This is a genomic window from Rhodococcus sp. G6(2025), from assembly GCF_058628105.1.
The window spans coordinates 463,755-476,121 of sequence record NZ_CP179750.1; the positions used below are offsets into that span (position 1 = coordinate 463,755).

The 12,367-nt window shown below is 68.7% G+C and carries 11 protein-coding genes; 4 read left to right on the forward strand and 7 right to left on the reverse strand.

Annotated elements, in window-relative coordinates; all coding sequences use genetic code 11:
* Positions 1-76: 76 nt before the first annotated feature.
* From ACLIVD_RS02295 to ACLIVD_RS02305, 3 genes are all read left to right on the forward strand, one after another.
* Positions 77-880, forward strand: coding sequence for a glycosyltransferase (locus tag ACLIVD_RS02295; RefSeq protein WP_491931873.1), 804 nt, complete (start codon positions 77-79; stop codon positions 878-880).
* An 81-nt stretch (positions 881-961) separates the two neighbouring features.
* Entirely contained in the window at positions 962-2,851 is a 1,890-nt protein-coding gene (locus ACLIVD_RS02300; protein WP_491931874.1) for a glycosyltransferase, read from the forward strand.
* Entirely contained in the window at positions 2,848-4,371 is a 1,524-nt protein-coding gene (locus tag ACLIVD_RS02305) for a glycosyltransferase family 39 protein (RefSeq protein WP_491931875.1), read from the forward strand. The genes ACLIVD_RS02300 and ACLIVD_RS02305 overlap by 4 nt, the downstream gene beginning before the upstream one ends.
* On the opposite strand, the gene ACLIVD_RS02310 is transcribed toward ACLIVD_RS02305, so the two are convergent.
* The 6 genes from ACLIVD_RS02310 to ACLIVD_RS02335 all read right to left on the reverse strand — a co-directional run bounded on the left by ACLIVD_RS02310 (position 4,343) and on the right by ACLIVD_RS02335 (position 9,846).
* Entirely contained in the window at positions 4,343-5,218 is an 876-nt protein-coding gene (locus tag ACLIVD_RS02310) for a class I SAM-dependent methyltransferase (protein WP_105413996.1), read from the reverse strand. The two genes, ACLIVD_RS02305 and ACLIVD_RS02310, sit on opposite strands and share 29 nt — an antisense overlap.
* 65 nt (positions 5,219-5,283) lie before the next feature.
* Complete coding sequence (rsgA, locus tag ACLIVD_RS02315; RefSeq protein WP_491931876.1) at positions 5,284-6,366, reverse strand: ribosome small subunit-dependent GTPase A; 1,083 nt, start codon at positions 6,364-6,366, stop codon at positions 5,284-5,286.
* A 157-nt stretch (positions 6,367-6,523) separates the two neighbouring features.
* The gene (gene glfT1, locus ACLIVD_RS02320) at positions 6,524-7,435 is read right to left on the reverse strand and encodes a galactofuranosyltransferase GlfT1 (protein WP_007298361.1); all 912 of its coding nucleotides are present in this window, start codon (positions 7,433-7,435) and stop codon (positions 6,524-6,526) included.
* The gene (gene wzt, locus ACLIVD_RS02325) at positions 7,432-8,328 is read right to left on the reverse strand and encodes a galactan export ABC transporter ATP-binding subunit Wzt/RfbE (protein WP_005571489.1); all 897 of its coding nucleotides are present in this window, start codon (positions 8,326-8,328) and stop codon (positions 7,432-7,434) included. Before wzt ends, glfT1 begins: the two co-directional genes overlap by 4 nt.
* A gap of 12 nt (positions 8,329-8,340) precedes the next feature.
* Positions 8,341-9,213, reverse strand: a complete 873-nt coding sequence (wzm, locus tag ACLIVD_RS02330; protein WP_280781845.1) for a galactan export ABC transporter permease subunit Wzm/RfbD — start codon at positions 9,211-9,213, stop codon at positions 8,341-8,343.
* A gap of 48 nt (positions 9,214-9,261) precedes the next feature.
* Positions 9,262-9,846 (reverse strand): bacterial proteasome activator family protein, encoded by a 585-nt coding sequence (locus tag ACLIVD_RS02335; RefSeq protein ID WP_105413993.1) that lies wholly within the window; start codon positions 9,844-9,846, stop codon positions 9,262-9,264.
* Positions 9,847-9,979: 133 nt separating this feature from the next.
* Between ACLIVD_RS02335 and ACLIVD_RS02340 the strand changes: the two genes are divergently transcribed.
* Entirely contained in the window at positions 9,980-11,182 is a 1,203-nt protein-coding gene (locus ACLIVD_RS02340) for a cysteine desulfurase-like protein (protein ID WP_105413992.1), read from the forward strand.
* Between the two features lie 109 nt (positions 11,183-11,291).
* On the opposite strand, the gene ACLIVD_RS02345 is transcribed toward ACLIVD_RS02340, so the two are convergent.
* A complete protein-coding gene (locus tag ACLIVD_RS02345) occupies positions 11,292-12,287 on the reverse strand; it encodes an NAD(P)H-quinone oxidoreductase (RefSeq protein WP_280781843.1) in 996 nt (331 codons plus the stop codon).
* Positions 12,288-12,367: the final 80 nt, after the last annotated feature.

Sequence of the window (12,367 nt, forward strand, 5' to 3'; positions counted from 1 at the left end):
TATCGATCGGGTGAACGTCGAGGACACGAATGCGGAGGGTGCCACGGACTCCGAGCCTACGAGTTAGGCTGCGCCCGTGCGCCTTTTCGGTTGTTCCCACGACCAGAAAGGCGCACGTGCGCCGAAGGCGCTGTCGGTCGTCGTCCCCGCCTACAATTCCGCCGCCGTCATCGAGCAGACCGTCCACCGGCTGGCCGAACGACTGGCCGGTCACGACGTCGAGATCATCGTGGTGGAGAACGGCTCCACCGACGACACCGCGGACATCTGCGGCCGCCTGACCGCCGACTGGGCACCCGGACCCGTGTCGCTGACCGTCCTGCGGAGCGAGAAGGGCATGGGCAACGCGTTGCGGACGGGAGCGGAGGCGAGTCGCGGCGCGCACGTGCTGCTGACCGCCGACGACCTGCCGTTCGGGTTCGACGACCTCGACGGTGCCGAGACGCTCGCCGCCGGCCACGACGGCCGGCTGCCCGAAGTCGTGATCGGTTCCAAGGCCCACCCCGACTCGCAGGTGCGACGCGGCGCGCTCCGGGGAACCCTGACGTGGGGTTTTGCGGCGCTGCGCCGCGTGGTTCTCGGGATGCGCACGGGCGACCCCCAGGGCACCGTCCTGATGGACGGCGACCTCATGCGCAGACTGGTTCCCGACCTCGTCGAGCCCGGGTTCCTGTTCACCACCGAACTCGTCTACCTCGCGGAGCGGGCGGGCATCGTGCCGGTCGAGGTCCCGGTGCGTCTGAGCGCAGATCACGACAGCCACGAAACCCGCATATCCAGGGCCGATGTGCTCGCGATGGGGGTGGGGCTGTTCCGGCTGCGGGCCCGTCACCGGGACGGAGGGCGCCTCGCATGGTCGGGGAGCGCGTCGCGGGGTTGATACCCTGCGAACCGAGAAGAGGATCGTGCCGTCGCCGTGGCGCGGTCCAGCCCACCTCTCGCGGGGAACAGTAGGAGCACTATGAACGAGTCTGCGTCGGTAGCACCTGTGGACGGGAGCACGGCCGCGGTACGGAGTGCTCTCACCGAGCATCGCGCACCCGACCGCCTCGTGGTGGCGCGAGGTCTCTTCACGGGACCGACCACCCGGGTCAAGGACGACCTGTACGCCAGGATCGTCAAGGGCCGCGCCCACCGCGAGCGCCACGTCGTGAACCTCGAGAAGGGTGCGACGGTCGACACCGACACCTACTTCGGCCGGTTCGCGGCCAGCTACTACCAGCGCTGGACCACGGTCACCGACGTGACCGTCGGGTTCCACCACGAGGCCGACGGACGCGCCGTGGTGGCGCTGCGCGGCTCCGATTCGGGCGGAAACTCGCGCATCCTCGCGACGACGCAGATCGACGGCTCGGGCACGGCGACGCTGTCGGCGAAGCTGGACGCGTACCTCGACGGCGGCTCCCTGTGGGTGGAGTTCACCGCCGTCGACGGCCCCCTCGCGGTGAGCGAACTGGAGTGGACCGTCGCCGCACCGTCGGTGATCCGGCCCGCCGCGATCGCGATCTGCACGTTCAACCGCGCCGACGACTGCGCCGAGACCGTCGCCGCCATCGCGAACGACTCGACGATGGCGTCCGGCATCGACGCCGTGTACGTGGTCGACCAGGGCAGCGACCACGTCTCGGACCGGGAGAAGTTCACCGAGGTCGCCGAGATCCTGGGCGACAAGCTCGTCTACCTGCGGCAGCCGAATCTCGGCGGGGCCGGCGGATTCACCCGCGGCATGTACGAGGTCTCGGGCATCAACGAGCACGCCAACCTGATCCTGATGGACGACGACATCCTGTGCGAGCCGGAGTCGATCCTGCGGATGAACGCATTCGCCAACGTCACCACGGAGCCGACGCTCGTCGGCGCGCAGATGCTGTACCTGATGAACCCGGAGCACCTGCACGTCAGCGCCGAGGAAGCGGACCTGTCGAAGCTGAAGGCGGGCCGCTGGGCGGCCGGGTCGCGGCACGACATCAACCTGATCAAGAAGAAGCAGCACAAGCGCGTCGACGCCGGCTACAACGCGTGGTGGTCGTGTCTGATCCCCGCCGAGGTGGTCGCGCAGGTCGGGCTCCCGCTGCCGATGTTCTTCCAGTGGGACGACATCGAGTACGGCATCCGCGCCCGCGCCGCCGGATTCGTCACGGTCACCCTGCCCAACGCCGGTGTGTGGCACGCGGACTTCCACTGGAAAGACCGCGATGACTGGGCCAAGTACTTCAGCATCCGCAACTCGCTGATCGCGGCCGCGCTGCACAGTGACTTCGACGCCAAGTCGCTGAGCAAGAGGATGACGCGGGAGATCACCCAGTACCTCGTGTCGATGCAGTACGGGTTGGCGTACACCATGATTCGCGGTATCGAGGACTTCCTCGAGGGCCCGAAGGTGCTCGAGGACGGCGGTCAGGCCGTGCTGGCGTCGATCCGTGAGGAGCGCAAGCGGTTCCCCGAAACCGTCAAGCACCCCGCGTCGAACATTCCCGGTGTCCGCAACTCCGACCTCGTCACCCGGTACGCCGGTTTCGAGCCGGACAAGAGCAAGATCGACCTCGTCCTCGCCAAGCGGGCCGCGTACCAGTGGCTCGGCCGCACCCAGCACGATGTCGCGAGTATCCCTGTGGCCGAGGCACACTGGTGGCACGTGTCGTTGTTCGACACCGCGGTCATCACCGACGCCTCCCAGTCCGGGGTGCGGGTGCGCCGCCGCGACAAGGAGACGGCCCGGGAGCTCACGGCCCGGACGGCGAAGCTGATGAAGCGGTTCCGCGAGGATGCGGCGTCGACGCAGCGCCAGTACCGGGATGCGTTGCCGCAGCTCACCAGCCGGGAGAACTGGGCTCGCCTCTACGGTCAGTGACGTCGGCCGGACCGTTGCAGGCCCGCGATGTGCGGGGGCTGCTCCGGGATTCGTTCCTCGTCTTCGCTGTCGGTGTGGTGCTCGGCGCGGCGTGGAGTTGGCGTCCGTCGTTCTGGTACGACGAGGTCGCGACGCTGTACTCGAGTCAGCGGTCCCGCCCCGACCTGTCGAATCTGCTCGGCCACATCGATGCCGTGCACGGGCTGTACTACGTCGGGATGCGCTACTGGTTCGCGACGTTCGGTGCCTCCGAGTTCTCGGCCCGGTTCCCGAGCGCCCTGGCCGCGGGCGCGGCGGGCGCAGGGGTGGTGGTGCTCGGTGCGCTGATCTCGACCAGGCGGGTGGCGGTGCCGTCCGGGATCCTGTTCGTGATCCTGCCCAGCGTCACGTGGGCGGCCGCGGAGGCTCGCGGCTACGCGGCCACGGCGGCGGCCGCGGTCTGGCTGACCGTGATTCTCCTTGCGGCACTGAGGCTCCGGCGGTGGTGGCTGTGGGCGCTGTACGCCGCCGGCCTGGCGGTGTCGATCGTGTTGTTCGTCTACCTGATCACCCTCGTTCCCGCGCACCTGCTGACGATCCTGCTGCTGCGCGAGGCCCGGCGGTCCTGGCTCGGATGGACGTTCGCCGCGGCAGCGGGGGCGCTGGTCGCGGCGCCGTTCGTGGTGCTGGTGCGCCGCGAATCCGTCCAGGTGGCGTGGATCCCGCCGCTCGACGGGCACCTGCCGCGGGCCGTCGCCGAGTACCAGTGGTTCGTCGGCGCACCGTGGTTCGCGGTGCTGTTCGCCGTCCTGGTGGCGGCCGGGTCGGTGGCGCTGGTGCGCGGTCGCCGTCTGCCCCCGGTGCTGTCCGTCGCGCTGCCGTGGATCGCGGTGCCGATGGCGGCGCTGCTCGCGTATTCGCTTCTGCGCAGCCCGGTGTATCTCCCGCGGTACTTCACATTCACGACGCCCGCGGTGGCCCTCGTCGGCGGACTCTGCCTGGCCGCCCTGACCCGGAAGTGGTGGCAGTCCGCGGCGGTGATCGCGGTGTTCGCGGTGGCCGCATCGCCGAGTTACCTCGACCAGCGCGAGCAGTGGGCGAAACCCAGCGGCATGGACTTCAGCACCGTCAACGGTTTCGCCGGGGAACACCTCCGTCCCGGCGACTGCGTGCTGTTCGACAAACCGGCCTGGAACCCCACATCGCTGCGGCTCGTGAAGAACGTGCGGCCGGAGGCATTCGACGGCACCCGCGACATCGGGCTCGGGACCACGGCCGCGAGCCGGGGGTCGCTGTGGGACGACGAACTCGCCGTCCCGGACCTCGCGGGCCCGATCGACTCCTGCTTCGTGGTCTGGTTCTTCACCGACTACGACCGCGACACCGAGCGCGTCATCCGGCACACGTCCAACGAGGTGTGGACGCTGCCGCCGTACCACTTCGAGGAGACCGAGGCGTTCGCCGTGCTCGCGCGGTCCGGGCTGCGGATCGACGAACGCGCGACGTTCAACGTCACGCAGGCGGTGAAGCTGGTGCGGTGATCCGCACGACCACCTGCTCGTGGTTCGCGGTGTAACTCAGGTACTCGAAGCGGACGCCGGTGCGGTCGACGAACTCCGTCCACGCCCGGTACTCGTGCTCCTGCCAGCCCGGGAAGTTGAAGAACTCGTCGAACACGATCACCGTGCCCGCGACCAGCCGCCGTTCGAGCCGGTCGAGCACCGACTTCGTGGACGAGTACAGGTCGGCGTCGAGATGCACGAACGACACCGGTCCAGGGTGCTTCTCGAGGAAGCCCGCCAGCGTGTCCTCGAACAGTCCGGGCACCAGCTGCGCGCCCCGCACGTGCGGCAGTTTCTGCTGCGCGAACTCCCCGGCGGGAAATCCGGTGCGCCAGGTCTGCGGCAGACCGGAGAACACGTCGAACCCGAACACCTCGTGCTCGGCGTCCTTCAACTGTTCGACGATGATCCGGAGCGTGGTGCCCGACGCCACCCCGAACTCGAGGGCCAGTCCCTCGACCTCCACCTGCGACAGTCCGTAGCGCAGTGTGTCCTGCGGATTCCAGAACACGGGCGCCTTCGGCATGTGCTCGAGCACGAACGCTGCGGCCTCGTTCGTGGCCCGCACGTCCAGCGCCTGCGTGATGTCGCGGCGGGCCTGCTGCTCGAGTTCGCCGAGCCGCTGCTGGACGTCGGAGATCTCCATGCGGGCATCGGACAGCTCGGACAGCACCCGCGCGAGTTCCTGGTTGGTCGCGCTCAGCTCGGCCAGGGTCTGGTCGTGCTGGTTCTCGGTGAGCTCGCGGGACCGCCGATCCGATTCGGCCACCACCTCGGACATGGCACGTTGAAGCTTGAGACGGGCCTTTCTCCGAAGATCGAACATATACCCATGTTGCCAGTCCGCATCCCGGCTCACCGCTCGAACCGGGATGCGGGTCGGCGCCCGTGTCAGTTACCGCGACTGCGGTACATCTGCCGCTGCCAGCGGGCGATGCTCTTCCACTCGCGTTCACGCTCGGCTCGGAGCCTCGCGTCGGTGCGTGACGCGATCCACCCGTTCTCCCGAATCAGCTTGCGGTAGCTGGCAAGCCTGCGCTCGGGCAGTGCGCCGCGCTCCAATGCGTCGAGCACCGCGCAGCCGGGTTCGGCCGTGTGCGAGCAGTCCGCGAACCGGCACTGCGCCGCGAACTCCTCGATCTCGGGAAACGTCTTGTCGATGCCGTCGGCGGTGTCCCACATGCCGACACCCCGCAGTCCCGGCGTGTCAATCAGGGCACCCCCGGAGGGCAGCGGCAGGAGTTCGCGGTGCGCCGTCGTGTGACGTCCCTTGTGGTCGCCCTCGCGGACACGACCGGTGGCGAGCACATCCTCGCCGAGCAACGCGTTCGCGAGCGTCGACTTGCCCGCGCCGGACGGTCCGATGAGCGCGACCGTTCCGTCGATGACGGCGGTGAGGACGTCGATGCCGTCGCCGGTGTCGGCGCTCACCGCGAGCACCGTCGCACCCGGCGCTACCGCCGCCACCTCCGCGGTCGCGAGGGAAACATCCTGCACGGTATCGGATTTGGTGAGCGCGACCACCGGTTGGGCGCCGCTCTCCCACGCCAGGGCGAGCAGGCGTTCGATGCGTCCGAGATCGAGGGCGGTGTCGAGTGCGGCGGCGATCACCACCGTGTCGACGTTGGCCGCGAGGAGCTGGCCCTCCGACCGGCCGGACGCGGACGACCGGACGATCGCGCTGCGCCGGGGGAGCAGGTCGGCGACGGCAATCTCGTCACCGTGAGGGTGGAGCGTCACCCAGTCGCCGGTGCAGAGCGGGTGCTCGCCCGCGAGCGCGCGGACGACGCCCGCGGGCGTCGCGACGTCGCAGCGACCGCGGTCCACGCGGATCACCCGACCGGGCTCGCGACCGTCGGCCGGGTAGTTGTCGAAGGTGTCGGAAAGTGTGTCGTTCCAGCCGTAGGGCAGGAGTTGTCCAGGGTCGAACATGGTGGGTGTGATCCTCGGGTCGATGAGCGCCGACCGGACCACTGCGCGGGTTCGGTCAGGCGAGGGGGAAGGGGGAGTGGACGCACACGGCGTCGACCGACGAGACAGTCATCGGACACTCACTCCTTCGCAACACATCGAGATTCTCAGACCGGAACCCCACGATGCTCCCACCCGGCGGAACCCGGGCGCAACCGAATTACGGGCGCTCGAACCGCTCCTGACGGCCCAGCTTCCGCAACCGCATCCACTCCCGCAGACCCTGCGGATCACGCCGCGTGACGAGGAAGTACCACCCGAACCGCACCCATTCCTGCGGCAGCAGCTTCCGCATGCCCGGCTGGGACAGCAGATAGCCGCGGTTGCGGTAGGTGAAGAACCGCTTCGTCTCGTTGTCCGGGTACTGCGTGTGCATCCGGCCGCCGAGGATCGGCTTGAACTCCTCCGCGCCGTTCGGGTGCACGTACGCCGTCTGCAGGCAGGTGCCGAACGGCAGCCCCGACCGCACCAGCCGGCGATGCACCTCCACCTCGTCGCCGCGGACGAACAGACGCAGGTCGGGAACGCCGACCGTGTCGATCGCCGACGCGCGGAACAGGGCGCCGTTGAACAGCGACGCGATGCCCGGCAGCAGGTCGGCGGAGTCGTCGCCGTCGGCGAACAGTTCGGAACGCAGCCGTCGCCACTCCACCCCGCGGCGCAGCGGGAACGCGAGACGGTCGGGGTCGTCGATGTCGCAGACCACGGGGGAGACCTCGGCCAGCCCGTGCCGTTGCGCGCAGTCGAGCAGCGTCTCCAGGACCTTCGGCCCCTCGGGCCGTCCGTCGTCGTCGGCGAGCCACACCCAGTCGGCGCCGAGCGAGAGGGCGTACAGGATGCCGAGCGCGAAGCCGCCCGCCCCGCCCAGGTTGTGCTGCGAACCGAGGTAGCTGACAGGGATCCCGGACGATTCGACGAGCTCACGCACGTCGTCCTCGGCGGCGTTGTCCACGACCACCAGATGGTCCAGCGGACGCGTCTGCGAGCCGAGGACCTTCAGCGACTCCGCCAGCAGTTCGCGGCGCTTGTGGGTGACGACGACACCGACAATCCGCTCGGCAGCAGCGCTCACGCGGACTCCGCCTCGGCTTCCGCGGCCGTACGAACGGGTCGCTCGTTCGATCTGTCGCTACGGGCGTCCCGTTCGGCCGAAGCGGTGAGCCCGGACTTCTCCCGGTCCATCTCGTAGATGACGTGGCGGACGTGGTCGGCGGCGTCGTCACCCTCGTACGCGCGGACGACGTCCTCGATGCCGCCCTGCTGCCGGATCTGACCGTGGTCGATCCACATCGCCCTGTCGCAGAGCTGGGCGAGGAACTCGTTGGAGTGGCTGGCGAACACCAGGATGCCGGAGCGCTCCACCAGCGCCTGCAGACGCACGCGTGCCTTCTTCATGAACTCCGCGTCGACGGCGCCGATGCCCTCGTCGAGCAGCAGGATCTCCGGGTCGATGCTGGTGACCACACCCATCGCGACGCGCACGCGCATACCGGTGGAATACGTGCGCAGCGGCATCGACAGGTACTCGCCCAGCTCGGTGAACTCGGCGATCTCGTCCATCTTCGCGAGCATCTGCTTGCGGGTCTGCCCGAGGAACAGTCCGCGGATGATGATGTTCTCGTAGCCGGAGATCTCGGGGTCCATGCCCACACCGAGGTCGAAGACCGGGGCCACGCGGCCGCGGATGCTCGCGCTGCCGCGGGTGGGTTCGTAGATGCCGGACAGCAGCCTCAACAGCGTCGACTTGCCGGCGCCGTTGTGGCCGACCAGGCCGATCCGGTCGCCTTCCTTCAGCGACAGGTTGATGTCGCGCAGGGCCTCGACCACCACGACGTCCGAGTTGTTGCGCCCGATCGACCCGCCGGCCTTGCCGAGGAACGCCTTCTTCAGCGACCGGGACTTGGCGTCGAAGATCGGGAAGTCGACGCAGGCGTCCCGCGTCTCGATACTCACATGCTCTGTCATTGCTTCAGACCCCTAAACCCAGTAGGGCACTCGGGCCCGGTACTTGCGAAGCGCGAGGATGGCGGCGGCCCACCCGACGACGGTGATGGCCAGCACGATGTACCAGTGGTACGCCTGCTGGTCCTGACCGATCATGGGCGCGCGCACGATGTCGAGGTAGTGGAACAGCGGGTTCAGCTCGGCGAGCTTGACGCGCTCGGCAGCCTGCCCGCCCTGGGCTTCGAGGCTCTGCGTCGTCCACATGATCGGTGTCAGCACGAACAGCAGCAGCGTCATGCTGCCGAGGATCGGCGCGATGTCCCGGTACCGGGTGGAGAAGATGCCGAACATGATCGACACCCACGCCGCGTTGACGACGATCAGCGCGATCGCCGGGATCGCGGCCAGCGACATCCAGGTCAGGTGCCGCCACACGCCGAACGCGAACAACATGACCACGTAGATCACCAGGTTGTGGGCGAACAGCAGCAGCTGCCGCCACACCAGCCGGTAGACGTGGACGCTCAGCGCCGACGGCAACTGTTTGATCAGCCCCTCGTTGGCGATGAACACCTCGGATCCTTCGAGGATGCTCGCGCTGATCAGGTTCCAGACGATCAGACCCACGGTGACGTACGGCAGGAACTCGTCCAGCGGGATGTCCAGCAGGGCGGAGTACAGGATGCCCATCGCCGCGGCCTGCACGCCGGTCGCGATCGTGATCCAGAACGGGCCGATCACCGACCGGCGGTAGCGCTGCTTGATGTCCTGCCAGCCGAGGCTCAGCCACAGCTCGCGCTGAGCGAAGCCGTCCCTGAGGTCCTTGAACGCGCGACGGAAGGTCTGCGAGTCGGACGCCGGGAGCGGGCCGCCTGCGGCCTCGGTTTCGATAGCGGATGCTGACACGGGCACCGAGCCTACCGGGAGTCGAGTTCCATGCTGTTTCGCCCGTTGCTACAGGTACTGGCCGGTACCGCTCGACTGCGACCCCGGATCGTGATTGTGCGCCCCGTGCGGGTTGCCCATGCTGATGCCCGGAGGCAGTGCTCCCTGACGCATCTGTTCGAGCTGGGAGCGGGCCGCCATCTGCTGGGCGAACAGGGCCGTCTGGATGCCGTGGAACAGTCCTTCGAGCCACCCCACCAGCTGCGCCTGCGCGATGCGGAGTTCGGCGTCGGTGGGGGTGGTGTCGTCGGTGAAGGGCAGGGTGAGACGTTCGAGCTCGTCGCGCAGCTCGGGGGCGAGGCCCTGCTCGAGCTCGTGGATCGACGACTTGTGGATCTCCTTCAACCGGTTGCGGCTGGCGTCGTCGAGCGGTGCGGCGCGCACTTCCTCGAGGAGCTGTTTGATCATCGTGCCGATGCGCATGACCTTGGCCGGCTGCTCCACCATGTCGGCCACCGACTCCGTGCCGTTGCCGTTCGCGTCCGCGGCGGATTCGGAGCCCTCGGGCTTGGTCGCGGCCTCGGCGACGGGGATGGCCATGGGCTGACCGTCGGGGCCGATCACGACGACGTGTTCATTCTCCGAGTTCGTCATGCCTCCATCTTGGCTGTTCCCGCTCGGCAGTGCGAAGGTGCGTCCGATTTGGGCCCATTCCACCTTTGTTGCACTCCACAACAATCGACGGCTGGCTTCGACCGTATTGACTTGGGGTCTTAGAGTGTCGGGCATGGCTTACGACGTTGCCCGCGTTCGGGGACTCATCCCCTCACTCGGCGACGGTTGGATCCATCTCGATCCGCAGGCCGGCATGCAGATTCCGGACGCGGTGTCGCGCACTGTCTCCACGGCCTTCCGGGCGTCTGCCTCTTCGTCGACCGGGCGACATGTGTCCAGTCGGCGCAGTGCGGCGGTACTCGATGCGGCCCGAGCAGCCGTCGCCGACCTGGTCGGAGGTGATCCCGCCGGGGTCGTACTCGGACCCGACCGATCCGTTCTCCTCGCCTGGCTGGCGGAGTCGCTGAGCACGCGACTCGGCCTCGGAACCGGGCTGGTGCTCTCCCGCCTCGACGAGGAAGCGAACGTCGCGCCCTGGCTCCGAGTCGCCAGCCGCTACGGCGCCCAGGTGCGGTGGGCGGAGGTCGAGATCGAGACGTGCGAACTCCCCAGTTGGCAGTTCCAGGACCTCATCACCACCACGACGCGTCTCGTCGCACTCACCGCCGCATCCCCGATCGTCGGATCGGCGCCCGACGTCCGCGTCGCCTCGGACCGCGTCCACGAAGTCGGGGGACTGATGGTCGTCGACGCGATCGGCGCCGCCCCGTACGCGCACGTCGACATCAACGAACTCGGAGCGGACGTCGTCGCCGTCGGCGCCACCTCCTGGGGCGGGCCGCAGGTCGGGGCGCTCGTCTTCCGCGACCCCACCCTCCTCGACCGCATCCCCGCCGTGTCGCTCAACCCGTATGCGCGGGGTGTCGAACGTCTCGAGGTCGGGGTGCACCAGTTCGCGCTCCTCGCCGGCCTCACCACGTCGATCGACTTCCTCGCGAACCTCGACGAATCGGCCACCGGTTCCCGGCGTCAGAAACTCGAGACGTCCATCAGCTCGCTGCAGAATTACCAGGACACCCTGTTCGACCACCTCATGTCGTCGCTGAAGCGGCTGCCGCAGGTCATGGTCATCGGGCGCTCGCCCAGCCGGGTCCCGACGCTCAGCTTCACCGTCGCCGGAGTCTCGGCCGACAAGGTCGCGTCGCACCTCGCCGACAAGCGCATCGCCACCGTCAGCGGCGTCCACGGCGGCTCCCGGCTGCTCGACGCACTCGGCGTCAACGACGAGGGCGGCGCCGTCACCATCGGTCTCGCGCCGTACACCACCCGCTACGAGATCGACCAGCTCGTGAACGAGCTCGCCACCCTGGGCTGAGCCCGCCGCCCGCTTTGCCCGCTGCGTCCGCCGCCCGGTGCGCCCAATGTGACATTCGTTCCGCTCGAGTGGACGAATGTCACATCGGGCGACGGAAGCAGGCAGACCGTCAGTTCCGCGGGATCGTCAGGATCACCTTGCCGACGGTGTCCGCCGAGTCCAGCAGTTCATGCCCGCGCGGAGCCTCGGTGATGGGCAGTTCCGCCGAGACGATGGGCTGGACCGCGCCCTCTGCGATCAGCGGCCACAGCCGCTTGCGGACGTCGGCGACGATCTCGGCCTTGCCCTCGTGTCCCGACTCGGCCCGCCCCCGCAGTCCGGCCGCCGTCACGTGGCCGCGCTTGGACAGCAACTTGCCGAGGTCCAGTTCGCCCTTGCGGCCGCCCTGCATGCCGATGACGACCAGCCGGCCGTCGGCGGCAAGCACGTCGACGTTGCGGTCGAGGTACGAGCCACCCATGTTGTCGAGGATCACATCGGCGCCGTGTCCATCGGTCGCCTTGCGGATCTCGTCGACGAAATCGGCTTCGCGGTAGTTGACGAGGATGTCGGCGCCGAGTTCGCGGCAGCGCGCCAGCTTCTCCTCGGAGCCGGCGGTGACGGCCACGCGCGCCCCCAGTGCGACGCCCACCTGGATGGCGTGGGTGCCGATGCCGCCGCCACCGCCGTGCACCAGCAGCACGTCGCCGCGGGACAGTCCGGCGCCCATCACGACGTTCGACCACACCGTGCACGCGACCTCCGGCAGCGACGCGGCGACGAGCAGGTCCACCCCTTCGGGCAGCGGGAGCAGCTGCGACGCGGGGACGGCCACCTTCTCCGCATATCCGCCGCCGGCCAGCAGCGCACACACCTGGTCGCCGACGGACCACCCCGACACTCCCTCGCCGAGTTCGGCGATCGTGCCGGAACATTCGAGCCCGAGGATGTCGCTGGCTCCGGGCGGCGGGGGATAGAACCCCTGACGCTGCAACAGGTCGGCGCGGTTGACGGCCGTCGCGGCCACGTCGAGGAGGACGTGGCCGGGTGGAAGTTCCGGGTCGGGCTGCTCCGCCCACTTCATGACTTCGGGGCCGCCCGGTTGATCGATCGTGATCGCATACATGGGGACGACGCTAGCGAAATGCGTCGGCGCCCGGTGGATGTGACCGATCACAGCGGTCCCTCGGCGTTCCCGGGACCGCA